General features: G+C 70.3%; 25 protein-coding genes. 20 read left to right on the top strand and 5 right to left on the bottom strand.

From position 1 onward, the window contains the following. The first annotated feature begins 1 nt into the window (after position 1). The 14 genes from htpX to ACFWQC_RS03640 all read left to right on the top strand — a co-directional run bounded on the left by htpX (position 2) and on the right by ACFWQC_RS03640 (position 14,834). The gene (gene htpX, locus ACFWQC_RS03705) at positions 2-910 is read left to right on the top strand and encodes a zinc metalloprotease HtpX (RefSeq protein WP_378673245.1); all 909 of its coding nucleotides are present in this window, start codon (positions 2-4) and stop codon (positions 908-910) included. Positions 911-920: 10 nt separating this feature from the next. After that, complete coding sequence (locus ACFWQC_RS03700; RefSeq protein WP_378673242.1) at positions 921-1,520, top strand: hypothetical protein; 600 nt, start codon at positions 921-923, stop codon at positions 1,518-1,520. After that, positions 1,517-2,317, top strand: coding sequence for a class I SAM-dependent methyltransferase (locus ACFWQC_RS03695; protein ID WP_378673239.1), 801 nt, complete (start codon positions 1,517-1,519; stop codon positions 2,315-2,317). The genes ACFWQC_RS03700 and ACFWQC_RS03695 overlap by 4 nt, the downstream gene beginning before the upstream one ends. A 102-nt stretch (positions 2,318-2,419) precedes the next feature. Further along, complete coding sequence (locus ACFWQC_RS03690; RefSeq protein WP_378673236.1) at positions 2,420-3,712, top strand: efflux RND transporter periplasmic adaptor subunit; 1,293 nt, start codon at positions 2,420-2,422, stop codon at positions 3,710-3,712. After that, the gene (locus tag ACFWQC_RS03685) at positions 3,709-4,431 is read left to right on the top strand and encodes an ABC transporter ATP-binding protein (RefSeq protein WP_378673233.1); all 723 of its coding nucleotides are present in this window, start codon (positions 3,709-3,711) and stop codon (positions 4,429-4,431) included. The genes ACFWQC_RS03690 and ACFWQC_RS03685 overlap by 4 nt, the downstream gene beginning before the upstream one ends. A gap of 5 nt (positions 4,432-4,436) precedes the next feature. Further along, a complete protein-coding gene (locus ACFWQC_RS03680) occupies positions 4,437-5,714 on the top strand; it encodes an ABC transporter permease (RefSeq protein ID WP_378673230.1) in 1,278 nt (425 codons plus the stop codon). Positions 5,715-5,745: 31 nt separating this feature from the next. Then, positions 5,746-6,606: a DUF5666 domain-containing protein gene (locus ACFWQC_RS03675; protein ID WP_378673227.1), complete on the top strand. Its 861-nt coding sequence runs from the start codon at positions 5,746-5,748 to the stop codon at positions 6,604-6,606. Further along, positions 6,603-8,519 (top strand): HlyD family efflux transporter periplasmic adaptor subunit, encoded by a 1,917-nt coding sequence (locus ACFWQC_RS03670; protein ID WP_378673224.1) that lies wholly within the window; start codon positions 6,603-6,605, stop codon positions 8,517-8,519. Before ACFWQC_RS03675 ends, ACFWQC_RS03670 begins: the two co-directional genes overlap by 4 nt. A 45-nt stretch (positions 8,520-8,564) precedes the next feature. Next, a complete protein-coding gene (locus tag ACFWQC_RS03665) occupies positions 8,565-9,299 on the top strand; it encodes a response regulator transcription factor (RefSeq protein WP_378673221.1) in 735 nt (244 codons plus the stop codon). Further along, positions 9,296-10,720 (top strand): sensor histidine kinase, encoded by a 1,425-nt coding sequence (locus ACFWQC_RS03660; RefSeq protein ID WP_378673218.1) that lies wholly within the window; start codon positions 9,296-9,298, stop codon positions 10,718-10,720. Before ACFWQC_RS03665 ends, ACFWQC_RS03660 begins: the two co-directional genes overlap by 4 nt. Before the next feature lie 109 nt (positions 10,721-10,829). After that, positions 10,830-11,597, top strand: coding sequence for an ABC transporter ATP-binding protein (locus ACFWQC_RS03655; protein WP_378673215.1), 768 nt, complete (start codon positions 10,830-10,832; stop codon positions 11,595-11,597). After that, positions 11,597-12,946, top strand: coding sequence for an FtsX-like permease family protein (locus tag ACFWQC_RS03650; RefSeq protein ID WP_378673212.1), 1,350 nt, complete (start codon positions 11,597-11,599; stop codon positions 12,944-12,946). The genes ACFWQC_RS03655 and ACFWQC_RS03650 overlap by 1 nt, the downstream gene beginning before the upstream one ends. Before the next feature lie 17 nt (positions 12,947-12,963). Beyond that, positions 12,964-14,196 carry a histidine kinase gene (locus ACFWQC_RS03645; protein WP_378673209.1) on the top strand — a complete coding sequence of 411 codons (1,233 nt, stop codon included), beginning with the start codon at positions 12,964-12,966 and terminating at the stop codon, positions 14,194-14,196. Beyond that, on the top strand, positions 14,193-14,834 hold the full coding sequence (locus ACFWQC_RS03640; RefSeq protein ID WP_378673762.1) for a LuxR C-terminal-related transcriptional regulator: 642 nt from the start codon (positions 14,193-14,195) through the stop codon (positions 14,832-14,834). The genes ACFWQC_RS03645 and ACFWQC_RS03640 overlap by 4 nt, the downstream gene beginning before the upstream one ends. Before the next feature lie 32 nt (positions 14,835-14,866). Here ACFWQC_RS03640 and nadA read toward each other — a convergent pair whose 3' ends face one another. Next, the gene (gene nadA, locus ACFWQC_RS03635; RefSeq protein WP_378673206.1) at positions 14,867-16,063 is read right to left on the bottom strand and encodes a quinolinate synthase NadA; all 1,197 of its coding nucleotides are present in this window, start codon (positions 16,061-16,063) and stop codon (positions 14,867-14,869) included. A 63-nt stretch (positions 16,064-16,126) separates the two neighbouring features. Next, positions 16,127-17,176: a DUF695 domain-containing protein gene (locus ACFWQC_RS03630; RefSeq protein ID WP_378673203.1), complete on the bottom strand. Its 1,050-nt coding sequence runs from the start codon at positions 17,174-17,176 to the stop codon at positions 16,127-16,129. 94 nt (positions 17,177-17,270) lie between these two features. On the opposite strand from ACFWQC_RS03630, the gene ACFWQC_RS03625 reads away from it, so the two are divergent. Next, positions 17,271-18,356: a glycerate kinase gene (locus tag ACFWQC_RS03625; protein ID WP_378673200.1), complete on the top strand. Its 1,086-nt coding sequence runs from the start codon at positions 17,271-17,273 to the stop codon at positions 18,354-18,356. Positions 18,357-18,420: 64 nt separating this feature from the next. Beyond that, the gene (gene erpA, locus ACFWQC_RS03620; RefSeq protein ID WP_008363173.1) at positions 18,421-18,774 is read left to right on the top strand and encodes an iron-sulfur cluster insertion protein ErpA; all 354 of its coding nucleotides are present in this window, start codon (positions 18,421-18,423) and stop codon (positions 18,772-18,774) included. A 198-nt stretch (positions 18,775-18,972) separates the two neighbouring features. Here the strand turns inward: erpA and ACFWQC_RS03615 are convergent, their stop codons facing one another. Beyond that, positions 18,973-19,188, bottom strand: a complete 216-nt coding sequence (locus ACFWQC_RS03615) for a hypothetical protein (protein WP_378673195.1) — start codon at positions 19,186-19,188, stop codon at positions 18,973-18,975. 119 nt (positions 19,189-19,307) lie between these two features. On the opposite strand from ACFWQC_RS03615, the gene ACFWQC_RS03610 reads away from it, so the two are divergent. Beyond that, positions 19,308-20,291 (top strand): carbohydrate kinase family protein, encoded by a 984-nt coding sequence (locus tag ACFWQC_RS03610; RefSeq protein ID WP_350843680.1) that lies wholly within the window; start codon positions 19,308-19,310, stop codon positions 20,289-20,291. A 115-nt stretch (positions 20,292-20,406) separates the two neighbouring features. Here ACFWQC_RS03610 and ACFWQC_RS03605 read toward each other — a convergent pair whose 3' ends face one another. Next, positions 20,407-20,643 carry a sulfurtransferase TusA family protein gene (locus ACFWQC_RS03605; protein ID WP_378673191.1) on the bottom strand — a complete coding sequence of 79 codons (237 nt, stop codon included), beginning with the start codon at positions 20,641-20,643 and terminating at the stop codon, positions 20,407-20,409. Continuing rightward, positions 20,640-21,749 (bottom strand): cysteine desulfurase family protein, encoded by a 1,110-nt coding sequence (locus tag ACFWQC_RS03600; protein ID WP_378673189.1) that lies wholly within the window; start codon positions 21,747-21,749, stop codon positions 20,640-20,642. Before ACFWQC_RS03600 ends, ACFWQC_RS03605 begins: the two co-directional genes overlap by 4 nt. Before the next feature lie 175 nt (positions 21,750-21,924). On the opposite strand from ACFWQC_RS03600, the gene ACFWQC_RS03595 reads away from it, so the two are divergent. The 3 genes from ACFWQC_RS03595 to ACFWQC_RS03585 are packed head-to-tail and all read left to right on the top strand — an operon-like array spanning position 21,925 to position 24,916. Next, complete coding sequence (locus tag ACFWQC_RS03595) at positions 21,925-22,815, top strand: cytochrome c oxidase subunit II (protein ID WP_355017972.1); 891 nt, start codon at positions 21,925-21,927, stop codon at positions 22,813-22,815. Further along, positions 22,812-24,494, top strand: coding sequence for a cytochrome c oxidase subunit I (gene ctaD / locus ACFWQC_RS03590; protein WP_378673187.1), 1,683 nt, complete (start codon positions 22,812-22,814; stop codon positions 24,492-24,494). Before ACFWQC_RS03595 ends, ctaD begins: the two co-directional genes overlap by 4 nt. Before the next feature lie 5 nt (positions 24,495-24,499). After that, complete coding sequence (locus ACFWQC_RS03585; protein WP_378673184.1) at positions 24,500-24,916, top strand: cytochrome c oxidase subunit 4; 417 nt, start codon at positions 24,500-24,502, stop codon at positions 24,914-24,916. Positions 24,917-25,053: the final 137 nt, after the last annotated feature.

Below are 25,053 nucleotides of genomic sequence, written 5' to 3'. Positions count from 1 at the left end.
CATGTCACGCTTCCAGGGTGATGCCGGGCTGACCATCCGGATGACCACGGTGATGTTCCTGCTCGGCGCGCTGTTCGTCGGGCTCATCGTGGCGCTGATGTTCGTCATGCCCGCGCAGTGGGCGCCGATCATCGGCATCGTCGGGCTCGGCATCGCCTGGTGGCAGTGGTACGCCTCCGACACCCTCGCGATGCGCGCCATGGGCGCGCGCGAGGTGTCGGCCCAGGAGGCTCCCGAGCTGCACGCGATGATCGACCGGCTGTGCGCGCTGGCCGACATGCCGAAGCCGCGGGTCGGGATCGCGCACACCGACATGCCCAACGCCTTCGCCACCGGCCGCTCGCCGAAGCGGTCCGCGGTCGTGGTGACCACCGGCATCATGCAGCGCCTGACCGCCGAGGAGCTGGAGGGCGTGCTCGCCCACGAGCTCTCCCACGTCGCCCACCGCGACGTGCTGGTGATGACGGTCGCCTCCTCGGCAGGCATCGTGGCCGGGATGCTGAGCCGCGGCTCCCAGTACGGTGCGTACGCAGGTGGTGGCCGCCGCGACAACAACAACGGTCTCCCGGTGTGGCTGGTGGTGCTGCTGGTCTCGCTGGCGGTCTACGCCGTCTCCTGGCTGCTGCTGCGGATGCTGTCGCGCTATCGCGAGCTGGCCGCCGACCGGGCCGGCGCGCAGCTGACCATGAAGCCGGGCGCCCTGGCCAGCGCGCTGCAGAAGATCACCGGTGAGATCTCCGCGATCCCGAGCCGCGACCTGCGGTCGTCGCAGGCGATGAACGCGTTCTTCATCGCGCCGGCGATCAGCGGCCAGTCGCTGCGTACGCTCACCTCGACGCACCCCTCGCTGGAGCAGCGCCTGGAGCAGCTCGCTCGGATCGAGGCCGAGCTCGGCCGCCCGACCCAGTAGGGTCGGCGACGTGGGCTTCTGGGATGTCATCACGGGTCGTACGCGACCGAAGCAGGCCAACCTCGACGCACTGTTCGCGGTGCCGACCGCCGCACTCACCATGCAGACCTCGCTCGGGCTGGTCCCGACCGGCGACGGAGCGGTCTGCTACCGGGCCGCGGCCGGTGCCGGGTTCGCCGCCACGCAGAGCGACATCGTCGAGCTGCTCGGTGCCTCCGAGGGCGCGCCGACGGTGACCACGAGCGTCGACGAGTTCGGTTTCACCTGGCTCAGCGTCGACCACGAGCCGCTGGACCCGGCCGATCCCGACATCACCGGTCTGGTCACCGACCTGCACGCGGTCAACACCACCCTGGAGATGAACGGCTTCGGCCCAGGTCTGCTGTGCTCGCTGATCGCCTTCCGTGACAGCAGCACGGACGCCGGCGGGCGCAGCGTCGGCCTGATCTACCTCTACAAGCAGGGCACCTTCTACCCCTTCGCCCCGACCGGCCCGCAGCAGCGCGACAACCTGCTCGAGATCAACGTCCGCACCGCGATCGAGGGTGATCTGCCGGTCGAGAAGGACCTCTCCCGCTGGCTCGCCGTCTGGGGAGCTCCCGGGCTGTGACCGGCTCCGAGGCTGGGCTCGAACGGGCACGGAGCTTCGGGGCGGTCGCGGAGGACTACGAGCGATTCCGCCCCGGCTACCCCGACGACCTGGTCGCGCTGGTGAGCGATGTCGCCGACGGCCCGGTGCGACGGGCGATCGAGATCGGCGCCGGCACCGGGAAGGCGACCCGGATGTTCGCGGCCGCCGGGCTCGAGGTGGTCGCCACCGACCCCGACCCTCACATGCTCGGCGTGCTCCGGCGCGAGTGCGCCGGCCTGCCGGTGACGGCGGTGCGTGCTGCGCTGGAGGAGCTCGACCCGGCGGCGTACGAGCCGTTTGACCTCCTCTACGCCGCCGCCTCCTGGCACTGGACGGCACCGGCGACGCGGTGGGACCTCGCCACCGCCCTGGTCCGCGACGGGGGAGCGGTGGCCTTCTTCGGCGGCCCGTTCGTGCTGGCCGACGACGAGGTCGCGGCCATAGAGGACGAGATGATCGCGGCGTACGCCCCTGAGGGACGCCACCTGCCGCCGCCGTCCGCGGCTGACGCGCCGATGCTGTTCCCCGGGGACGAGATGCTGGCCGATAGCCGGCTGAGCGACGTGCGCCAGCGGGAGGTGCCGCGCCGGTTCACCCTCGCTCGTGCGGACTACCTGCGCCACCTCGACACCATCTCCGCGATCCGGATCCTCTCGACCGCCGACCGTTCCGCACTCTTCGTCGACCTGGCCGCGGTCCTCCCTGAGCAGGTCGAGGTGCGCGCGGACCTGATGGTCCACACCGCCCGCCGGGTCGGCGACGCGCCCGATTCATAGGCTCCCCACAGCCGGAGCCGACCTCCCGCATAGCCACGCACACGACAGTCCTCTCGTCACCCTCCGGCGCCCCGCCGCGGGGCGTAGGAGAGAGGCAGCGTGGTGCGCAAGAGACTCACGGAGCGGTGGCGAAGGCTGGGGCGTACGGCCCGGATCCTCCTCGCCGCCGGAGTGGCGGCAGTGATGGTCGGTGGTGGTGGAGCGGGCGCCTGGGCGCTCGCCCGCAAGGACACCACGCAGTCCCAGACGATGACGGTGCAGGCGTCCTCGGGAACCGTGAAGCAGACGGTATCCGCCAGCGGCACCGTCGAGGCGGCCGAGTCCGCCGACCTGACCTTCGAGGTCTCGGGCACCGTGACGAAGGTGCGCGTCGCCGAGGGCGACGTCGTCAAGAAGGGTCAGGCGCTCGCCGAGGTCGACGACGAGTCCTTGATCGCGGCCCGCACCGCGGCGAAGTCCGCGCTGACCGCGGCCGAGGAACAGTACGAGACCGACCAGGACGCGGGTGCCTCCGACGTACAGCTCGCCTCCGACGAGGCCGCCGTGGTCTCCGCCGAGGCCGATCTGGACAGCGCCCGCGAGGCGGTGGAGGACGCCGTTCTGCGCTCGACGATCTCCGGCACCGTGACGGCGTTCGACATCGAGGTCGGCGACACCGTCGGCTCCTCCTCATCCTCCAGCAGCAGCTCCGGGTCGGGCGACAGCGGTGCCGGAGGCGGCGCCATGCCCGGAGGCACCGGATCGGGATCGGACTCCTCGAGCGACTCCAGCTCCGGCGACTCGAGCGGCACCGTCACGGTCGTCTCCACCGACACGTTCGTGGTCGAGGCGACCGTCAGCGCCGACGACGCTTCGGAGGTGAAGAAGGGTCTCCAGGCCACCCTCACCCTCAACGGGGCCGAGGAGGACATCTACGGCACGGTCTCCACGGTCGGGAAGGTGGCCGAGTCCAGCTCGACCGGTGCCGCGGTCTTCCCGGTGACGATCGCGGTCACCGGCGAGGTCGAGGACGTCTATCCCGGCACCAGCGTCACCGCCGCGATCACGGTCGAGCAGCGGGAGAACGTGCTCACCGTCAACAGCGCCGCCATCCGGACCGAGAGCGACAAGACGTACGTCGACAAGGTCGTCGACGGAAAGGCCGTCAAGACCGAGGTGACGATCGGCGAGGTGTACGGCGCGACGACCGAGATCACCAAGGGCCTCGAGGACGGCGACAGCGTCGAGATGCAGGGGTTCACCAGGCCCGCCGGCCGTGGCAGCGGTGGCGGAGGCGAGGGCGGTCAAGGTGGCCAGGGCGGCCTTCCGGGTGGCGGAGAGCTCCCCGAGGGCTTCCAGGGTGGCGGCGGCTTCCCCGGTGGTGGCGGTGGCTTCCCGGGCGGCGGTGGCCAGTGAGCACGCTCGACGTGATCTCCGAGACCACCGACGCGGTGGTGTCGCTGGAGGGCGTACGCAAGACCTACCATTCCGGTTCGATCGAGTTCGAGGCTCTGCGCGGCGTCGACATGCGCATCACCGCGGGAGAGTACGTCGCCGTGGTCGGCCCATCGGGGTCGGGAAAGTCGACGCTGATGAACATCCTCGGCTGCCTCGACGTACCGACGCAGGGGAGCTACCACCTCGGCGGCGAGGACGTCTCGACGATGTCGGAGACCGAGCTCGCCCATGTCCGCAACCGCCGGATCGGCTTCGTGTTCCAGCAGTTCAACCTGCTGCCGAGCCTGGCGGCGTGGCGCAACGTCGAGCTACCGCTGGTGTACGCCGGCATGGGCAGGGCCGAGCGGCACGAGCGCGCCGTCGGGGCACTGACGAGGGTCGGCCTCGGCGACCGGGTCGACAACCGGCCCGGTGAGCTCTCCGGTGGCCAGCAGCAGCGCGTCGCGGTGGCTCGGGCCCTGGTCACCGAGCCGGACATCATCCTGGCTGACGAGCCCACCGGCAACCTCGACTCCGGCTCGACCACGGCTGTGCTCGGGCTTCTCGACGAGCTTCACGACAGCGGCCGCACGATCGTGCTGATCACCCATGAGCACGACGTCGCGGCCCGGGCGAGCCGGAACCTGACCATCCGCGACGGCCTGATCACGGCCGACGACCTGGTGGGCGCGCGATGAGGACCGTGGGACGACGACGCGACACCGCGGGCGCCGGGCGGACACCGACCGGAATGAGCTGGGCGGAGACCTTCCGCACAGCGTGGGACGCGGTCCGCTCCCACCGGCTGCGGTCGTTGCTGACCATGCTCGGCATCGTGATCGGCATCGCCTCGGTCATCCTCACCGTCGGGCTGGGCCAAGGCGCCCAGGACCAGGTGAAGTCGCAGATCAGCGCACTAGGCAGCAATCTGCTGATCATCTCGCCCGGCTCGTCGACCGACTCGTCCGGGATACGCGGCGGGTTCGGGTCGGCGTCCACGCTGACCCTCCAGGACGCCGACGCCATCGCGGACGACGAGGCCGCCCCGGACGTGAAGGGGGTGGCGCCGGTGACCTCCTCCAACGCCCAGCTCGACACCAGCACGACGAACTGGACCACCTCGCTCGTCGGCGCCACGACCTCGTGGCCCGACGTACGCCAGCGGGACCTCTCCTCGGGACGCTTCTTCACCTCCCAGGAGGTCTCTCAGGGCGCGAAGGTGGTCGTGCTCGGGTCCGACACCGCCTCGGAGCTGTTCAGCGGACCGACCAACCCGGTCGGGCAGAGCGTGAGCGTCGGCGGCACCCAGCTGACGGTGATCGGCGTGCTCGCCTCGAGCGGATCCTCCTCGTCGGGTTCGACCGAGGACGACACCGCGGTCACCCCGATCAGCACTGCGAAGGCCTTGACCGGGTCCTCCAGCTCGAGCGTCTCGACGATCTACGTGGAGGCCTCCTCGGAGGATGGTCTCTCGGCCGCGTACCAGGAGATCAACGCGCTGCTGCTCAACCTGCACGACGTGAGTGCGGCCGATGCCGACTTCACGATCTTGTCGCAGGACTCGTTGGTCGAGACCGCCAACGCCACCAACGAGACCCTCACGGTCCTGCTCGGTGGCATCGCTGCGATCTCGCTGCTCGTCGGCGGCATCGGCGTCATGAACATCATGCTCGTCTCCGTCACCGAGCGGATCCGGGAGATCGGGCTGCGCAAGGCCCTCGGCGCCACCCCTTCGGTGATCCGCAACCAGTTTCTGGTCGAGGCGTCCCTGCTCGGACTGGCAGGTGGCGTGGTCGGCATCATCATCGCCTCCCTCGGCGCCTGGGGCCTGCCGGACCTGATCGACCAGCCGGTCTCGCTCTCCCCGGTCGCCACCGCGGCCGCCTTGGCCACCTCGCTCGCGCTCGGCATCGGCTTCGGGGTCTACCCCGCGACCCGTGCCGCTCGCCTGACCCCGATCGACGCACTCCGCAGCGAGTGACGCACCCATCTCGACGTACTAAGGAACTCTTGTGAAGCGCATCTGTTTGGCAGCCATCGCCGTGGGCGGGCTGTTCATGTTCACCGCCTGCGGCTCCGACGACACGGCTCGAGACGCTCCCGCGGACGACAGCCGGGGGGCCGGCCAACAGGGCGGCGGCCAGCGCGGCGGCATGCCCGGGGCCAGCGGCAAGATCGCCGCGGCTGACGGCTCCACCATCCAGGTGCAGGGCAGCGACAGCCAGACCGCCGTGACCTACACCGACAAGACCGCGATCACCCAGCAGGTCGCCGGGAGTCTCTCCGACGTCAAGGCCGGCGTGTGCGTGATGGTCACCCCGGCCGACGGCTCGGAGAGCTCCGACACCGCGGTGACCGCGGGCTCGATCCGCGTCACGGAGAAGACCGACGGATCATGCCAGGGTGGCTTCGGCGGCGGCCGTCCCTCAGGGATGCCCGAGGGCGGGATGCCGTCCGGCATGCCCGAGGGGGAGATGCCCTCGGGCGCGCCGCAGGGCGGGATGCCCTCAGGTGGCCCGGGAGGCGGTGGCGGGTTCGGTACGTCGGGTGAGGTCACCGCCGTCTCCGGCGACACGATCACGGTCGCTGCGACGGGCTTCGATCCGCAGGCCGAGGAGGGTGCTGAGCCCGAGACCGCGACGGTGACCGTGACCACGACCGGTGAGACCACGGTGACGACGACCACGACGGCCGACGCCTCGGCACTGGCCATCGGCCGCTGCGTCACGGCCAGCGGCACCGCGGACGACACCGGCGCGGTGAGCGCCGAGAGGATCGAGGTCTCCGACGCGGTCGACGGCGAGTGCTCCACCGGCTTCGGACGTGGTGGGTTCCCGGGCGGCGGCGGCTCGCAGGACGGAGCGTCGTCGTGAGAAGGCCGGCTGCGCGCTGGGTCAGAGCCACCTCCGGAGTGGCGACCCTGGCCGTCCTCGCCGGCTGCGGCTACGTGGCGTACGCCGCCTCGACGGACGCCACCGACGGCTACCGTCTCGCGGCGGCCTCGACCGGCGACGTCGAGCAGACCCTCTCGCTCACCGGGACGGTCGCGCCCAACGGCCGCGCCGATCTCAGCTTCGGTACCAGCGGCACCGTGGCCTCGGTCGTCGAGGAGGGCGCCACGGTCAAGAAGGGCAAGGTCCTGGCCAAGCTCGACACGACCTCGCTGAAGCAGAGCCTCAAGACGGCCAAGGCTTCCCTCGCCTCGGCCAAGGCACAGCTGGAGTCCGACAAGGAGGCCCAGGCGTCCGGCTCCTCCTCCTCGAGCACGGCCACCGAGTCGAGCACTACGACGTCCGACTCGCCGGGCGATGTGATCGCAGCCGTCTTCACCGGCACCTCAGGCACCGTGACGGCGGTCAGCGACGGCGACGTCGTCGCGGGGATCAAGGCGCTGCAGACCGAGGTCACCGACGCCCAGACCGCGGTCTCCACGGCGGGGGGCGAGCTCGACGGCGCGCAGGCTGACCTGTCCGCCGCCATCGACAAGCTCACCGCGCTCGTCTCGGGTGGCGGCGCGCTCGACGACGGTGGAGCCCTCGCCCAGGCGCTGAACGATGCCAAGGCCAGCTGCACCTCGACCGACGAAGGTTCCTCGGAGAAGTGCACCAGCAACCTGAACGACGCACTCGCTGCCCAGGGCTCGGCCAAGGGCAGCGTGCAGGATGCGATCGGTCAGCTCAACTCCGCGCAGGAGGCCGTCGGCCGCGCCAAGGAGGCGCTCTCGGGCGCGAAGGGGACGCTCGACACCGCGATCGATGATCTCGACGCCCTGCTCGCCTCGGCCTCCGCCGCAGGGTCATCAGGCGCAGGGTCATCAGGCGGAGGGTCATCAGGCGGAGGGTCCTCGGGCGGAGGCACCGGAGGAACCCCCGAGGGTGGCCAAGGTGGAACCGCGGGTGGATCCCCGGGCGGCTCCGGCGGGGCGATGCCCGGCGGCACCGGAGGCGGCGCCGAAGGTCAGAGCGGCACGGGCAGACAGCCGGAGGGCATGACGGGCCAGGGCAGCTCGGAGAGCGGCTCCGGGGGCGCCATGGGCGGCGCCGGCCAGTCGGTCACGGCGGCGACGATCGCCCAGGACCAGGCCGAGATCGACCGGGCCAAGGTCGACGTCATCGACGCCAAGGCAGCGTTGGCCGCCGCCGTGATCAAGGCGCCTGCGGACGTCACGGTCGCTGCTGTGGATGTGACCGAAGGGTCCTCGGTGAGTGCCGGCGCCGCCGCGGTCACCGTGATCGCCGAGGGCCTGACGAGCGTCGAGCTCGAGGTCACGAGCGCACAGCTGAGCAAGCTGCAGGTGGGGCAGACGGCCACGGTCTCGCCGGCCGGTGTCGACAAGGATCTGCGCGGCAAGGTCACCCTGCTCGGCAAGGTACCGGACACGTCCTCGGGCAGCACCACGTTCTCGGTGACCGTGACGCTCGACGAGGAGGGTCTGGACCTGCTCGCCGGCAACACCGCGACGGTGGAGGTCGTCCTTGGATCCGCCGAGGACGTACTCACCGTTCCGGCTTCGGCCGTCTCCAACGGATCCGTGACCGTGCTCGACAAGGACGGGAACCCCGAGAGTGTACGCGTCACCACCGGCCTGACCGGCAGGACCACGGTCGAGGTGACCGAAGGGATCGACGCGGGCGATGAGATCGTGCTGGCTGACCTCTCCACTCCGCTGCCGACCACGGACTCCTCCGACAGCGATGGCGGCGCCTTCAGCACCGGGGGCGGGTCGGGAGGGTTCTCCGGAGGTGGAGGCGGTTTCCCCGCCGGTGGTGGTCCGCCGTCCAGATGACGCGCACAGGACCTACACAGGATTCACACAGCCTCGCGGTGCAGTATGAGTGACATGACCGCTGCCGCCTCCGACATGACCCGTCTCGACGGGTCGCCCCTTCGTGTTCTCGTCGTGGACGACGAGGTCAACATCGCCGAGCTGATCATGATGGCGCTGCGCTACGAGGGTTGGGAGGTGGCAGCGGCACACACCGGCATCAAGGCGGTCAGTGCCGCCCGCGACTTCACGCCCGACGCGATCGTGCTCGACTGGATGCTCCCCGACTTCGACGGGCTCGAGGTCCTGCGCCGGGTGCGGTCGACCAACCCGGCCGTACCCGTCCTCTTCCTCACCGCCAAGGACGCGGTCGAGGACCGGGTCGCCGGGCTGACCGCGGGTGGTGATGACTACGTGACCAAGCCGTTCTCGCTCGAAGAGCTCGTCGCGCGGCTGCGGGGGCTGATGCGGCGGGCCGGCGCGACCCGGGTCGAGGAGCACTCGGTGATCCGCGTCGGCGACCTGACGATGGACGAGGACTCGCGCGAGGTGCACCGTGACGGGGAGGAGATCACGCTCACCGCGACCGAGTTCGAGCTGCTCCGCTTCCTGATGCGCAACCCCCGCCGGGTGCTGTCCAAGGCCCAGATCCTCGACCGGGTCTGGTCCTACGACTTCGGCGGCCAGGCCAACGTCGTCGAGCTCTACATCTCCTACCTGCGCAAGAAGATCGACGCCGGCCGTGAGCCGATGATCCACACGATGCGCGGCGCCGGCTATGTGCTGAAGGCCGCTGAGTGAGCGTGCAGCTGAGGCGACTGGTCGCGCCGCTGAGCTCGCGCCTGGTCATCACCGCGGTCTCCCTGGTGCTGGTCGTCTCGCTCCTGATCGCCACCTTCGCCACGATCGCGCTGCGCGAGACGTTGATGGATCGGCTCGACCGAGACGTACGCGACATGGCTCGTGGTGTCGCCAGCCCGGGCCGGCCCAGCGACTTCAACACCGGACCGGACTCCGTCTTCGCGGCGTTCCCCGAGAACGGTGAGCCGCAGGGCAACCTCGGCGACTTCGACCCCAACCAGATGGAGTCGCTCAGCGCCGCTGACCTGGAGCTGATGGCGGACGTACGCGTCGACGCGCGCCCCCACGACGTCGAGCTGCCCGACCGTGGCACCTACCGAGTGATCGCCCAGTCCGTCTTCAACCCCACCCTCGGGCAGACGGTGGTCGTCACCGGCCGTTCGACCGACGAGGTCGACAACACGATCGAGAGCCTGATCTTCTGGGAGGCTCTGCTGACCCTGCTGGGTGTCCTGGCCGCCGCCGGCGTCGGCTATGTCGTCGTACGCCGCCAGCTCAGCCCGCTGCGCGAGGTCGCCGCCACCGCGCACACCGTCGCCGCCCTTCCGCTCTCTTCCGGCGAGGTCTCGGTGACCGAGCGGGTGCCCGAGCGGCTCACCGACGAGGACACCGAGGTCGGCCAGGTCGGGGCCGCGCTCAACTCGCTGCTCGACCACGTCGAGACCTCGCTGGCCGAGCGTCACCGCAGCGAGCAGCAGGTGCGCCAGTTCGTCGCCGACGCCTCCCACGAGCTGCGCACCCCGCTGACCACGATCCGCGGCTACACCGAGCTGGCGCAGCAGCGGCCCGAGGCGGTCCCGACAGCGCTGAGCAAGGTCGAGGAGGAGTCGCTGCGGATGACCGCGCTGGTCGAGGACCTGCTCCTGCTCGCGCGCCTCGACCAGGGCCGCCCGCTCGCCCGTGACTCGGTCGACCTGACCCGGCTGCTCCTGGAGGCCGTCGACGACGCCCGCGTCGTCGCCCCTTCGCACACCTGGCGGCTCGAGCTACCGGCCGACGCCGACTCAGGTGAGGCCGAGGTGATCGTCACCGGCGACGCCCAGCGCCTCCACCAGGCGATCAGCAACCTGCTCACCAACGAGCGGAGGCACACGCCCGCCGGCACCACGGTCACGGTCCGCGTACGTCCCGACGGCTTCGACGTCCACGACGACGGCCCGGGCTTCCCCCCGGCCCTGGTTCCGCACGCCTTCGAGCGCTTCACCCGCGCCGACGAGGCCCGTCAGCGCGACGGCGGTGCCGGCCTCGGGCTCGCCCTCGTCCATGCCATCGTCACCTCCCACGGCGGCACCGTGACCCTCGCCAGCGCCCCGGGCGAAACCACGATCGCCGTACGCCTTCCGCGCTCGTCGCAGGGTTGAGGTGGGGTTTTCCCTACCCGGTTCGGCTCCTTGAGCCCATCGTGGGTGAGCGGCGGGTTCCTTAGCGTCGAAGGGTGACATCAGCCACCCGAAACCGCAGGAGCCACCCATGACCACACCCGCCCTCGAGGTCACCGGCCTCACCAGGACCTACGGCACCGGCGCGGCCGCCGTGACCGCGCTCGACGGACTCGACCTGGCCTGCGCGCCGGGCACGTTCACCGCCGTGATGGGGCCCTCCGGCTCCGGCAAGTCCACCTTCCTGACCTGCGCCGGAGCGCTGGAGCAGCCGACGGGCGGCCGGGTCGTCATCGCCGGCCAGGACGTCACCGAGCTGACCGAGGCACGCCGGACCAGGCTGCGCCGCGAGCGGATCGGGTTCGTCTTCCAGGGCTTCCACCTGCTGCCCTACCTCACCGCCGAGCAGAACGTCGCGCTGCCGCTGCGGCTGGCCGGCGGCCGGATCGACGCGGCGGCCCGCCGCCGGATCCGCGAGCTGCTCGACCGCGTCGGCCTGGGCGATCGCACCGGCCACCTGCCGGCACAGCTCTCCGGCGGCCAGCAGCAGCGGGTGGCGATCGCCCGGGCGCTGGTGACCGGTCCTGACATCGTCCTCGCCGACGAGCCCACCGGGGCCCTCGACTCCCACACGGCCGCCTCGGTGCTCGCCCTGCTCCGCAGCCTCGTCCGCGAGGTCGGCGCGACCGTGGTGATGGTGACCCACGACCCCGTCGCCGCTGCGTACGCGGACAGCGTGGTCTTCCTCGTCGACGGCCGCGCCGTCGGGCGGATGGACAACCCCGCCGCCGAGGCCGTCGCGGGCCAGATGGCACATCTCGACGAGCTCACCGCCCGGACCGAGCGGGAGATGGTGTGATGTTGGCCCTGGCACTGCGCTCGCTGCGCCACCGCGCCACCGCCATGACCGCGACCTTCGTCGCGATCCTGCTGGGCACGGCGGTGATGGGCTCGTTCACGCCGTTCATCCAGGTCGCGCTCGACTCCGGCACGCCGAGCGCCGAGCGGGAGACCCTGCTCATCCTCGGCGCCGTGGTCGGAGCCTGGGGCACCGTCATCGCGCTCTTCTCGATCGTCTCCACCGTTGGGATCACCGTCCGGCAGCGCGAGGTCGAGATCGGACTGCTGCGCACCGTCGGCGCCGAGCCCCGTCAGGTACGCGCCCTGGTGCGAGCCGAGACGCTCGTGGTAGCGCTCGTGGCCGCCGTCCTCGGGGCCGTCGTGGCCAGCCTGACCAGCCGAGCGCTCCTCGACCTGCTGCAGTCCGGTGGTGTCGTCAGCGAGCAGGTCGCCCACTCGGGCGGCTGGGTCGCGCTCGCCGCAACCGTCGTCCTGCTCCTGCTCGTCTCCCTGGCCGCCGCCGGCATCGCCGGGTCGCGTGCCTCCCGGGGACCGGCGACGGTCGCCCTCTCCGAAGCCAGGGCGGGCACCAGCCGGATCGCCTGGTGGCGCTGGGTGGTGGCCGTGGTCGCTGTCGGCTTCGCCGCGACCATGGGCGCGACGACCATGGCCACGGGCAAGGACGCCGCCGACCCGTCTGAAGCGATGGCGATGACCGGCTCCCTCGGCCTTCTGGTCGCAGTGGGTCTCGCCGCGCTGGCACCGCTACTGCTGCGGGCGGGCAGCTGGGTGTTGCGGCCCCTGCTGGGCGGCACGAGCGGTCACCTGGCGGCGTACAACACCTCGCGGAGGTCCCATCTGCTTGCGGGGGTCCTCGCTCCGGTGATGGTGCTCTCCGCGGCCGCGGTCAGCATCTTGATGCTGGTCGGGATCGACGAGCGAACGCTGCCCGCCGGTCTGCCCCCGGAGTTCGCCGCGGGCTTCGAGACGGCCAACCTGCTCAACAACGTCGTCACCGCGATGATCTGCGCGTTCGCGGCGATCATGGTCGTCAACGCCTTCGCCGCACTCCTCGCCGACCGGCGCCTGGAGCTGCACCGGCTGCGGTTGCTCGGCGCCACTCCCGGTCAGGTACGCGGCTCCATCCTCGCGGAGGCCGGCGTGGTCGCCGCGGTCGGCACCGTCGTCGGTCTGCTCGCCGCCCAGGCGACGATCGTCCCGTTCGCCTACGTCCGGGGTGAGGGTCTGGTTCCCGACGCGCAGCTCTGGCTGCCGCCCTTGCTGATCGCCGGTGCCGTGGCGCTGACGCTGGCCTCCGCAGCCGGTGCGACGAGCCGGGCATTACGCACGACGTCCGGCGCCCGCTGATGTCACACTCACTCCTGATGACCGAGTGGGATGCACCGATCCGGACCGTGCGACCGGAGCCGTTCAGCGGGCAGGCGCTCGTCGAGCGGCTCCGGCTGACCGGACTGTCGTTGGGCTATGCACTGATGATGGCGCCCGCCCTGGTGCTGGTGATCTTGACCGTGCTCTCGATCCCGCTCGGGCTGGTGTTCGGGGTCGGCATCGGGATCGCGCTGGGTGCGGTGCCGGCCACCCAGGCCGTCGCTGGAGTGCATCGCCGGGTGAGCGGGATGCTCCTCGGGGAGACCATCCCGGAGACGTACGCGGATCTGAGCGCGCGGCCGGTCCTGAGCCGGCCGTTCCGATGGCTTCGGGAGAAGGCGCGCTGGCGCGACTTCGCCTTCTGCTGCTTCTCGGCGACCGGGGGCTTCGTGCTCTCGTTGCTGCCCACGGCGTTCCTGACGGTGCCGCTGACCTGGCTGATCCTGGCGTTCGGCGGCATCACCTGGGTGGTCTGGCTGCTGCTCGTGCTCACCGGCCCACTGCTGCTGGTGTGGTGGGTGACGACCCCGGGCCTGGTCCGGGCGCGGGCGCTGGCCGAGCGTGGCATCTTCGGTCAGGGGCACGTCGCCGCGCTGGCCGCCAGGGTGGAGAAGGTCGAGTCGACCCGTGCCGAGACGCTGGACCACTCGGCGGCCGAGCTGCGTCGCATCGAGCGTGACCTCCACGACGGTGCCCAGGCCAGGATCGCCGCCGTCGGGATGAGTGTCGGGCTGGCCGAGAAGCTGATGGCGACCGACCCCGACGCCGCCGCGGCGCTGCTGCGCGAGGCCCGCGAGACCACGGTGTCCGCGCTGGAGGATCTGCGCGGAGTCGTACGCGGCATCCTGCCGCCCGTGCTCGCCGACCGTGGCCTCGTGGGAGCCGTCCAGGCCCTCACCGCCGGACTGCCGCTGCCGGTCACCGTCGCCATCGAGCTGCCCGGGCGGCTGCCCGACCCGGTCGAGTCGGCGGCCTACTTCGCGGCGGCCGAGTGCCTGGCCAACGCGGTCAAGCACTCCGGCGCGGACCGGGCGTTCGTACGCGGCAGCCACAACGGGCAGCGGCTGCGGATCGTGGTGGGTGACAACGGCCGCGGCGGTGCAGACGCGACCGGACACGGGCTCGCCGGGGTCGCGACCCGACTGGCCGCCTTCGACGGCACCGTCGAGGTCGACAGCCCCTCCGGCGGCCCGACCCTGATCACCCTGGAGGTGCCTTGCCGGATCTGAGGGTGGTTCTGGGCGAGGACCAGGCGCTGCTGCGCGTCGGCCTCACCCGGATCCTCGAAGCGGGCGGGATCGAGGTCGTCGAGGCCGTCGACAACGCGCCTGCCCTGGCTCGGGCCCTGGTCCGGCCGGACGTGGACGCGGCGGTGGTCGACGTACGTCTCCCGCCGTCGTTCACCACCGAGGGCATCACCGCGGCGATCGAGGTCCGACAGGCGCGGTCAGGGTTTCCGGTGCTGGTGCTGAGCCAGTACGTCGAGCCGCTCTACGCGCGCGACCTGCTCGCCGGGGGAGAGGGCGCGGTCGGCTACCTGCTCAAGGACCGTGTCGCCGACGTCGACGCCTTCCTCGGGGCGGTGCACCAGGTCGCAGGCGGCGGGACGGTCCTCGACCCGGAGGTCGTCGCGGCGCTCCTCACCCGGCGGGAACGCCCGCTCGACCGGCTCACCGAGCGGGAGCGCGAGGTGATGACACTGATCGCCGAGGGGCGCTCCAACGCCGCCATCGCCGCCCGGCTCTTCGTCACCGAGAAGGCGGTCGGCAAGCACATCAGCTCGATCTTCACCAAGCTCGACCTGCCCCAGGCGAGCGACGACAACCGTCGCGTGCTCGCCGTCCTGGCCTGGCTCAACGACACCTGACCCGGCGCCCTCTCGGCGCCGGGGCGGACAGGTCAGTCGTCTTGAGCCTGAGTCGAGCTCAGCCCCGGGAGGTCGAGCATGCGCTGGAGGGCGAGCTTGGCGTAGCGCTCGGTGTCGGGGTCGACGTCGATGCGGTTGACGACCTGTCCCTCGGCGAGGGACTCGAGGGCCCAGACGAGGTGGGGGAGGTCGATGCGGTTCATCGTCGAGCAGTAGCAGACGGTGCGGTCGAGGAAGACGATCCGCTTGTCCGGGTGGGCGTTGGCGAGGCGCTTGACCAGGTTGAGCTCGGTGCCGATCGCCCAGGCCGACCCAGCAGGAGCGGCCTCGATGGTCGAGATGATGAACTCGGTCGAGCCGACCAGGTCGGCCTTGAGGACGACCTCGTGCTGGCATTCGGGGTGGACCAGGATCTGCACACCCGGGATCTCGGCGCGCAGGTCGTCGATGGTGTCGGGGGAGAAGCGGCCGTGGACCGAGCAGTGGCCCTTCCACAGGATCACCTTCGCCGCCCGCAGCTCCTCGGCGCTGAGGCCGCCGCCGGGCTTGAGCGGGTCCCAGACCACGCAGTCGCCCAGCGACATACCGAGCTTGAGCACGGCGGTGTTGCGGCCGAGGTGCTGGTCGGGGAAGAAGAGGACCTTTGCGCCCCCATCGGATTCAGGCTTCTGGTCGAAGGCCCACTCCAGCACGGCCTGCGCGTTGGAGGAGGTGCACACGACGCCGTCGTGGCGCCCGCAGAACGCCTTGATGTCGGCGGAGGAGTTCATGTACGTCACCGGCACGACCTGCTCGGCCACGCCCGCCTCCGAGAGCGCCTCCCATGCCTTCTCGACCTGGCCCAGCCGCGCCATGTCGGCCATCGAGCACCCGGCCGCGAGGTCGGGGAGGATGACCGCCTGCGCGGGCGAGGTGAGGATGTCGGCCGACTCGGCCATGAAGTGCACGCCGCAGAAGACGATGTACTCCGCGTCCGGACGGGCGGCGGCGTCGCGCGCGAGCTTGAAGGAGTCCCCGGTCACGTCGGCGAACTGGATGACCTCGTCGCGCTGGTAGTGGTGTCCCAGGACGAACACGCGTCCGCCCAGCTTCTCCTTGGCGGCGAGCGCGCGCTTGACCAGGTCGGGGTCGGAGGCGGCCGGCAGATCGCCGGGGCACTCGACGCCACGCTCGGAGTTCAGGTCGGTGCCACGCCCCAGGGGGAGCAGCGGGAGGTCGACAGTCGTCATGATGACGATAATACATGTCGAGGGCTCGGCTCCCTCGTGGCATGGGTCACATGGTGGTACGGATCAAGCCCGCAGGGGGCGTACGGCATCCCACGCCGGGTCGGTGTCGACCCGGGTGACGACGTCGCCGTGGACCCAGCCGTCGACCGTCTCCTCGAGCCGTTGCGGGGCCGAGGTGGTGGGGTCGACGTAGGCGTGGAGAAGGCGTACGCCATTGGTGGTCTCGTGCGCCACGACGCGGCCGTCGGGGCCGAGGGTAGAGGCGAGCCGGTCTTCGAGCTGGCCGAGCTCGCGCAGGGCGTCGGCCGAGGGGAGACCCCGCTCGCCGAAGCCGATGTAGGGGACCATCACGCCGACGTGATGGGTCAGGTTGGGGGCGGTGACCGGGTGCAGGGGCACGACCGCGCTCGCGATCACCGGCCCCTGCGGGCTCTCCCCGTGGAGCAGCACCCAGGCCGGGTTGCCGTCGGGGTCGACGTACTCCTTGCGGAGATTGCGTACGGCGACGCTCAGCCCGTCGAGGCCGATGCCGTCGCGGGGTCGGGCGGTGGTGGTATCGACCTCGCCGATCCACAGCTCCGTGCTGGACTCGCCCAGTGTGGTGTCGAGGGCGTGGAAGGCGACCTGGAGCCGGGCGTCGTCGGCGAGGTCGGGGAAAGCCGGGTGGAAGAGGGTGAGGTCGAAATGAGCGCCGTTCTGCCGGGCGGTGACGAGCACGTCGGCCAGCCGGATCGCGGCGCCGCCCGGGGTGGTGAGCACCGCCTCGACCGGATCGTCGACGGGCGGACGCTGGTCGCTGAACTCCCAGGGCGAGACGCCGTCGGGCTCGGGGGCGGCGAGCAGCCAGCGGCGTGCCAGCGCACGATGGTCCGGGTTGCCGCCCGCCGAGATGACCAGCAGCCGGCCACCCAAGGGTCCCGGGCCGACCTCCCAGCTCAGGCCCGCCTCGATCGCGTCGATCCGTCTGGCCAGCAGCGCGACGAGAGCGTCCTGGTCGTCGGCGTCGAGCGCCGCACCGCAGCCCAGAGCTCCCTTCTGGGCCCACCAGGTCCAGAAGCCATTGATCCGCCTGGTCTCTGAGTCGCCGGCCCCGCGCCGCCCGAAGATCCGCACGAAACGACCTTAACGCGACGCATGCGGAATGGTTACGAGACCGAAAGCGCCAGGTGGAGCACCTGGTGCTTCCGTGCGCGGGTAGGTTTCGGCCATGCGAGTGCTGATCGCCCCTGACAAGTACGCAGGCACGCTCACCGCCGCCCAAGCGGCCGCCGCGATCGCGGAGGGCTGGCGGCGTACGGCGCCCCGCGACGAGCTCTCGCTCGCGCCGATGGCGGACGGCGGACCGGGCTTCCTCGAGCTGCTGCACGAGGTACTCGGCGGTGACCTCCACGAGGTCGAGGTCAGGGGCCCGCACGGTGAGCCGGTCACCGCTCAGGTGCTGGTCGACGGCGAGACCGCCTACGTCGAGTCGGCCCAGGCGGCCGGCCTGCACCTGACCGGCGGGAAGGGAGCCGAGCAGGCCAGCTCGTACGGAGTGGGCCAGCTGCTCCTCTCCGCCCGTGACGCCGGCGCGACCGCGGTCGTGGTCGGCCTCGGCGGCTCGGGCACCAGCGACGGGGGAGCGGGGCTGCTCGCCGCGCTCGGCGCCACCGCGGACCGGCCGCTCGATTCCGGTGTCGCCGGGCTCGAGGGCATCACCGAGGTCACGCTCCCCGAGCCGCTGGGCCTCGAGATCGTGATCGCCAGCGACGTGGACAACCCGCTGACCGGGCTCTTCGGCGCGATCAAGGTCTACGGCGAGCAGAAGGGGCTGGCGGAGGAGACCATGCCCCGCTGGGACGGTGTGCTCCAGGACCTGGCCGCCGCCACATCGCGTAGGACCGCGACCGAGAAGGGCGCGGGGGCGGCCGGCGGGATCGGGTTCGCGCTGCTGCTCCTCGGGGGCACCCGGCGTCCGGGGTTCGACGTCGTCGCCGACCTGCTGGGGCTGCCCGAGCTGGCCTCTCGGACCGACCTGGTGATCACCGGTGAGGGATCCTTCGACCCGCAGAGCGCGGCCGGGAAGGTGCCGGCCGGGGTGGCAAGGCTGGCCGAGCAGGCGCTGCGGCCCTGCATCGTGCTGGCGGGCAAGGTCAGCATGAGCGGGCGGGAGATGCGTACGCTCGGCATCGACGCCGCCTACTCGCTCGTCGACATCGTCGGCGAGGAGCAGGCGCTCGGCCAGGCGTATGACTCCTTGGTCCAGGTCGCTGCCAGGGTGGCCCGGACCTGGTCCGCCGACCAGCGGGAATAACCGATGATGTGCGACGATTGAGCCTTAAGACACACCCGCACCCACGCACAGGGAGCCCAGCTACATGACCGAGCAGACGACCGAACGCCGCGCCGACTCCATCAACCTGAGCGACGTTGCCGCCGCGAAGGTGAAGAGCCTCCTGGAGCAGGAAGGCCGCGACGACCTGAGCCTGCGCATCTCCGTGCAGCCCGGTGGCTGCTCCGGCCTGCGCTACCAGCTCTTCTTCGACGAGCGCACCCTCGACGGTGACGTCGTCACCGACTTCGACGGTGTCTCCGTCGTCGTCGACCGGATGAGCGTTCCCTACCTCAACGGCGCCATGATCGACTTCGTGGACAGCATCGAGAAGCAGGGGTTCACCATCGACAACCCCAACGCCACAGGATCATGCGCCTGCGGCGACTCCTTCCACTGATCTGAGCTGCCCGGCACGCGCGCTGGCCGCGTTGCGGGCGCTTCGACGACCGGCTTCGCCCCAAAGGTCGCCTTCGCGCCCGCGCCTTGCCATCGCACGCACCGGACACCTCAGATACGCGAATACGTCAGCAGCCCCTGCCTTGCGGCAGGGGCTGCTGGTATTTGGTGGCCCCCACATTCCGGGAGGCCGAAACCATCAGGTCAGGGCGAGGCCGTCGGCGACATGGCCGCAGGCCTCGAGCATGGCGGTGACGCCCGGCTCGCGGGCCTGCATCCGCATGGCGGGCGCGGGGCGGGCCGTTTCGCGCACCCGTGGCGCGGGCAGGCGCAGCGCGCTGTCGGCGGCGGCGCAGTCGGCGCAGAGCTGCGCGGGGCTGTCGAGGTCGTCGTACGGAACGCGCATGGCTGTCATGCAAACGACGGTAAGCACTACCAACGGGTAGAAGAAGGCCGACTCAACGGTAATATTTCATCTGCTGTCTACGGTCGAGCCTTAACGTCGCCCGAGGTCTCGCCGGTAGGGTTCCGCGCATGTCCGGTTCACTCCTGATCGCAGGCTCCATCGCCACCGACCACCTGATGAGCTTCGGTGGAAAGTTCGCCGATTCGCTGGTCGCCGACCAGCTCGACAAGCTCTCGGTGAGCTTCCTGGTCAACGACCTCGAGATCCGCCGTGGCGGCGTCGGCGCCAACATCTCCTTCGGCCTGGCCAACCTCGGTCTGGCGCCGGTGCTCGTGGGCGCCGTCGGCGAGGACTTCGCCGACTACCGCTCCTGGCTCGAGCGCCACGGCGTCAACTGCGACCACCTGCACGTCTCCGAGACGCTGCACACCGCACGGTTCGTGTGCACCACCGACACCGCGATGGCGCAGTTCGCCAGCTTCTACCCGGGCGCGATGGCCGAGGCCCGCGAGATCGAGCTCGGCCCGATCGCCGACAAGGTCGGCGAGCCGTCGTTCGTGCTGATCGCGCCCGACGACCCCGACGCGATGAAGCGCCACACCCAGGAGGCTCGCCAGCGCGGCTACACCTTCATCTCCGACCCGAGCCAGCAGCTCGCCTTCGGCGACGGTGAGCTCATCCGCGAGCTGGTCGACGGCGCCGCCTACCTGTTCACCAACGAGTACGAGTCGCACGTCCTCCAGCAGAAGACCGGCTGGTCCGCCGACGAGGTCCTCGCCCGCGTCGGCACCCAGGTCACCACGCTCGGCAAGGACGGCGTACGCATCCAGCGCAAGGGTGAGGACGCGATCGAGCTGCCCGCCGCTAAGAACGTCAACGCCGTCGAGCCCACCGGAGTCGGCGACGCCTTCCGGGCCGGCTTCCTGGCCGCGCTGGCCTGGGACTGCGAGCTCGAGCAGGCCGCCGAGGTCGGCTGTGTCCTGGCCGCCTACTGCGTCGAGACCGTCGGCCCGCAGGAGTACTCCTTCACCGCCGAGGAGTTCGTCGCCCGGGTCCGTGAGTCCTACGGCGACACCGCCGCGGACCAGATCGCCCCGCACATCAAGGCCTGAGCCTGCGACCCTGCGAGCGAGGCGAGCAGGGTCGCAACGCGAAGGGATCGAGCGAGCGCGCGGCTGAGCCTGCGAAGCCGCGACTGCGGGTCGAGATCGACCCTCGCATGACCTCTTAGGTCAGACGGCGTATCCGATAGACGGGTACGCCGTCTTCTGCTGCCACCTCGCCGACGAACTCCTGGCCGCGCATGCGGGCCCAGGCGGGTACGTCGTGGTGGGCGGCCACGTCGTCGGCCGCGACGGCGATGACCTCGCCGACCTCGACGTCGCCGAGGTGGCGGCCGAGCTCGATGATCGGCCGGGGGCAGGCCTGGCCGCGGCAGTCGAGGATGACTGAGGGCGCGCTCACAGCCCGGCCTCCGCGCGTAGGTCCTTGACGATCCCGGGCAGTGCGTCGAGCACGCGCTCCACATCCTCTCGCGTCGTGTCGCGGGTCAGCGATAGCCGAACGTTACCGTGTGTCAGCGCTCCCATGGCGGCAAGCACGCGAGAGGGTTCGCGGGTGTCGGAGGTGCAGGCGGAGCCGCTGGCGACACCGGCGCCGATGCGGTCCAGAGCGGTCACCAGCGCCTCGCCGTCGACGTACAGCGCCGAGAAGGTCACCAGGTGGGGGAGCCGGCCCTCGGCGGGCCCGGCGACGTCCACGTCCGGGATCTCGGTCCTGACCCTTTCCCTGACTAGCGCGACCAGCTCGTGCTGGCGGGCGTTGACCTCCTCGCGCTCGGCTACGACCGCCTGGAGCGCCGCCGCGGCCGCCAGGGCCCCGGGGATGTTCGTGAACCCCTGATCCGTGCGCGACCACTCATCGCCCGGGAACGGCCAGCGCCACCGGGCGGACCGGCGTACGACCAGCACGCCCACACCACCCGGGCCACCCCACTTGCGGGCGGAGCCGGCGATCGCGTCTCCGACCGACGGCATCGGTAGCCGGCCCATGGCGGCGCCGGCGTCGACGAAGAGGGACGCCGGGCCGGCGGCGGAGGCGACCTCGTCGAGGGGCTGGAGCGTGCCGACCTCGTGGTTGGCCTGCTGGACGGCGATCACGTCGACGTCTCCCGTCCGCACCGCGTCCCGGACGGCGGCGACCTCGACCCGGGCCTCGCCGTCGACGGCCAGCTCGGTGACGGGGGAGCGCTGCGCCCATCGGGCAGCGTCGATGACGGCCTGGTGCTCGACGGCGCTGTGACCTATGCCACGTGACCCGAGCCCCAGCAGGCCCGCGTGCACGGCGGCGGTCCCCGAGGATGTGAAAAGCACCTCATCTCGACGCACCCCGAGCGCCTCGGCGACGACCTCGCGGGCGTTCGCGAGCAGCAGCCCGGCGTTCCGGGCCGGCCGGTGGAGGCGGCGGGGGTCTGCGTACCCCTGATCCGTCGCGGCGAGCAGCACTTCCCGCGCGGCGGGATGGAGCGGTTCGGCCGAGGCGGCGTCGAGGTAGGTGAAGCGGTCGGTCACAGAACCCAACGGTAGCCATACGCGACATGAGGAACCCCTGAAGATGAATCCGGAGGCGCTCGCGGTAGTCTGCCGACATCTGAGTGTTCGCATGAGAGAGAGGCTCGTAGTGGGTCTGCACTTGCCAGGGGCCGGAACGAATCCGTCCCACGCCCGCGCCCGACGTGGTGCGCTGGTGGCGACGCTGACGGCCGGCGCCCTCCTGCTGAGTGGCTGTTCGGACGAGGCGGCGCGTTTCGGCTTCCCCGAGCCACGTTCTGAGCAGGGGGATCACAACCTCGCCCTGTGGCAGGGCGCATGGATCGCCGCGTTGATCACGGGTGTCCTGACCTGGGGGCTCATCTTCTGGGCGATCTGGCGCTACCGGCGCCGCAGCGACGCCGACGTCCCGGTCCAGACGCGTTACAACCTGCCGTTGGAGATCTTCTACACGATCGCCCCGGTGCTGATGGTGATCGTGTTCTTCGACCACACCGTCAAGGTCCAGAACGAGATGCTGGACGACGGCAACCCGACCAACGTGATCGAGGTGACCGGCCAGCAGTGGCAGTGGACCTTCAACCACGGCATCGGTGAGCCCGACGTGAGCGCGGACGAGAACCTCGTCGACGACGAGTTCGCCTACGACAGCTACGGCTACGTCGTGGGCACCGGCTCGCACATCCCGACGCTGGTCCTCCCGGAGAAGACCACCACGCGGTTCAACCTGCGCTCGGCCGACGTCATCCACAACTTCGGTGTCCCGGACTTCGGCATGAAGATGGACGTCATCCCGGGTCGGGTGAACCACTACTCGATCACCACGAAGGAGGCCACGGCCACCTTCGACCCGAGCGCGGAGGACCTCATCGAGGGCACCACGTTCCGCGGGGCCTGCTACGAGCTCTGCGGCGTCTACCACGCCCGGATGATCTTCAAGGTCGCGATCGTCTCCGAGAGCGACTACAAGTCCTACGTCGACACGCTGGCGCAGAACGGCTTCGAGGCCGAGCGCCCGCTGCTCGGTGGTGGCAAGTCCACCCGCCCCGCCGACGACATCCCCACTGACGAGGAGGAGGGCGAGTGACCGCCACCGCTGCGCGCCCGGTCACCGAGGGCCGCAAGCCGCTCGGAACGCAGATCTACCAGCTGCTGACCACCACCGATCACAAGCTGATCGGCAAGATGTACCTGGTCACGTCGTTCGTCTGGTTCCTGATCGGCGGCCTGATGGCGCTGCTGATGCGCTCGGAGCTGGCCTTCCCGGGACAGCAGGTCGTCAACGACGAGCTGTTCAACCAGCTGTTCACGATGCACGGCACGATCATGCTGCTGCTCTTCGCGACGCCGCTGTTCTTCGGCTTCTCCAACGTCATCATGCCGCTGCAGATCGGCGCTCCTGACGTCGCCTTCCCGCGGCTCAACATGTTCAGCTACTGGCTCTACCTCTTCGGCAGCCTGATCGCAGCCAGCGGCTTCCTCACCCCCACCGGCGCGGCTGACTTCGGCTGGTTCGCCTACACGCCGCTGTCCAGTGCGCAGTACTCGCCGGGTGTCGGTGGCGACCTGTGGATCATGGGTCTCTACATGGCCGGTCTGGGCACCATCCTCGGCTCGGTCAACTTCATCACCACGATCATCTGCATGCGGGCGCCGGGCATGACCATGTTCCGGATGCCGATCTTCACCTGGAACACCCTGGTGACCGCGCTCCTCGCGCTGATCGCGTTCCCGATCCTCGCCGCCGCGCTGCTGATGCTCGAGTCCGACCGCCAGTTCGGCTCCCACGTCTTCGACGCCGCTCATGGCGGCCCGATCCTGTGGCAGCACCTGTTCTGGTTCTTCGGTCACCCCGAGGTCTACATCATCGCGCTGCCGTTCTTCGGCATCATCTCCGAGATCCTCCCGGTCTTCAGCCGCAAGCCGATCTTCGGCTACGTCGGTCTGGTGGCCGCGACCCTCGGCATCGCGATCCTCTCGGTGGCGGTGTGGGCGCACCACATGTTCGTCACCGGCGCGGTCAACCTGCCGTTCTTCTCCGGCATGACCTTCCTGATCGCGGTGCCCACAGGGGTGAAGTTCTTCAACTGGATCGGCACGATGTGGGGCGGATCGGTCAGCTTCGACACCCCGATGCTGTGGTCGATCGGCTTCCTGACGACCTTCCTCTTCGGTGGTCTGACCGGCATCATCCTGGCGAGCCCGCCGCTCGACTTCCAGGTCTCCGACTCCTACTTCGTGGTCGCGCACTTCCACTACGTGGTCTTCGGAACCGTCGTGTTCGCGATGTTCGCCGGCTTCTACTTCTGGTGGCCGAAGATGACCGGACGGATGCTCGACGAGCGCCTCGGCAAGGTCCACTTCTGGCTGCTGTTCGTCGGCTTCCACGCGACCTTCCTGGTCCAGCACTGGCTCGGTGTCGAGGGCATGCAGCGACGCATCTCCGACTACCTGCCCAGCGACGGGTTCACCTTCCTGAACCAGTTCTCGACGGTGGGCGCGTTCCTGCTGAGCCTGTCGATGCTGCCCTTCTTCTACAACCTCTACATCTCCCGCAACGCCCCCAAGGTCGAGGTGGATGACCCCTGGGGTTGGGGTCGCTCGCTGGAGTGGGCCACCGCCTGCCCGGCGCCGCGCCACAACTTCGTCTCCATCCCGAAGATCCGCTCGGAGTCCCCGGCCTTCGACCTCCACCACCCGGAGATCGCCGCGCTGGAGCACGATGAGGACGATCTCGCCTCCACCAGCTCCAACAAGGAAGGCTGACCCCGATGAAGTCTGAAGCCTGGATCTTCGTTGTCTGCACCGTCTTCATGGTGCTGGTCACGCCGGCCTACTGGCTCGTCACCGCGGCCTCCGAGGAGGGCGGCGACTGGACCGGCACCTCGGCGCTGGTGATGTGCACGCTGCTGTTCGCGATGATCACCGTCTACCTCGGCTTCCACGCCATCAAGATGGACCCGCGTCCCGAGGACCGTGAGGACGGCGAGATCGCCGAGGGCGCCGGGGAGTACGGCTTCTTCCCGCCGTTCTCCTGGTGGCCGCTGTGGGCCGGCCTCACCTTCGGTCTGGTGGTCCTGGCCGTGGCGATGGCCGCCTGGTGGCTCCTCATCATCGCCGCCGTGCTCGGCCTGCTGGCCCTCGCCGGCTGGAACTTCGAGTACTACCGAGGCGAGTTCAAGCACTGAGCAAGATGAACGTGAGCGGGGGCCCCTGCAACTCCGGTAGGGCCCCCCAAAACATATATGGGAAAGCATTTTTTTTACCCCGGGGGTTTAAGCCCCCCCCACCCCGGTAAAGGGGGCGGGGGGAAAAAAAAAAGTAT

It is taken from the genome of Nocardioides sp. NPDC058538, from assembly GCF_042719275.1.
Classification (GTDB): domain Bacteria; phylum Actinomycetota; class Actinomycetes; order Propionibacteriales; family Nocardioidaceae; genus Nocardioides.
This window is presented reverse-complemented; position numbering and strand designations above follow the sequence as displayed.

What these genes read in the sequence shown, in the direction of transcription:
- ACFWQC_RS03650 (WP_378673212.1), top strand. Translation starts at nt 11,597, where the DNA reads ATGTTGGCCCTGGCACTGCGCTCGCTGCGCCACCGCGCCACCGCCATG.
- ACFWQC_RS03665 (WP_378673221.1), top strand. Translation starts at nt 8,565, where the DNA reads ATGAGTGACATGACCGCTGCCGCCTCCGACATGACCCGTCTCGACGGG.
- nadA (WP_378673206.1), bottom strand. Translation starts at nt 16,063, where the DNA reads ATGACGACTGTCGACCTCCCGCTGCTCCCCCTGGGGCGTGGCACCGAC.
- ACFWQC_RS03625 (WP_378673200.1), top strand. Translation starts at nt 17,271, where the DNA reads ATGCGAGTGCTGATCGCCCCTGACAAGTACGCAGGCACGCTCACCGCC.
- ACFWQC_RS03645 (WP_378673209.1), top strand. Translation starts at nt 12,964, where the DNA reads ATGACCGAGTGGGATGCACCGATCCGGACCGTGCGACCGGAGCCGTTC.
- ACFWQC_RS03615 (WP_378673195.1), bottom strand. Translation starts at nt 19,188, where the DNA reads ATGACAGCCATGCGCGTTCCGTACGACGACCTCGACAGCCCCGCGCAG.
- ACFWQC_RS03585 (WP_378673184.1), top strand. Translation starts at nt 24,500, where the DNA reads ATGAAGTCTGAAGCCTGGATCTTCGTTGTCTGCACCGTCTTCATGGTG.
- htpX (WP_378673245.1), top strand. Translation starts at nt 2, where the DNA reads ATGTCACGCTTCCAGGGTGATGCCGGGCTGACCATCCGGATGACCACG.
- ACFWQC_RS03610 (WP_350843680.1), top strand. Translation starts at nt 19,308, where the DNA reads ATGTCCGGTTCACTCCTGATCGCAGGCTCCATCGCCACCGACCACCTG.
- erpA (WP_008363173.1), top strand. Translation starts at nt 18,421, where the DNA reads ATGACCGAGCAGACGACCGAACGCCGCGCCGACTCCATCAACCTGAGC.
- ACFWQC_RS03655 (WP_378673215.1), top strand. Translation starts at nt 10,830, where the DNA reads ATGACCACACCCGCCCTCGAGGTCACCGGCCTCACCAGGACCTACGGC.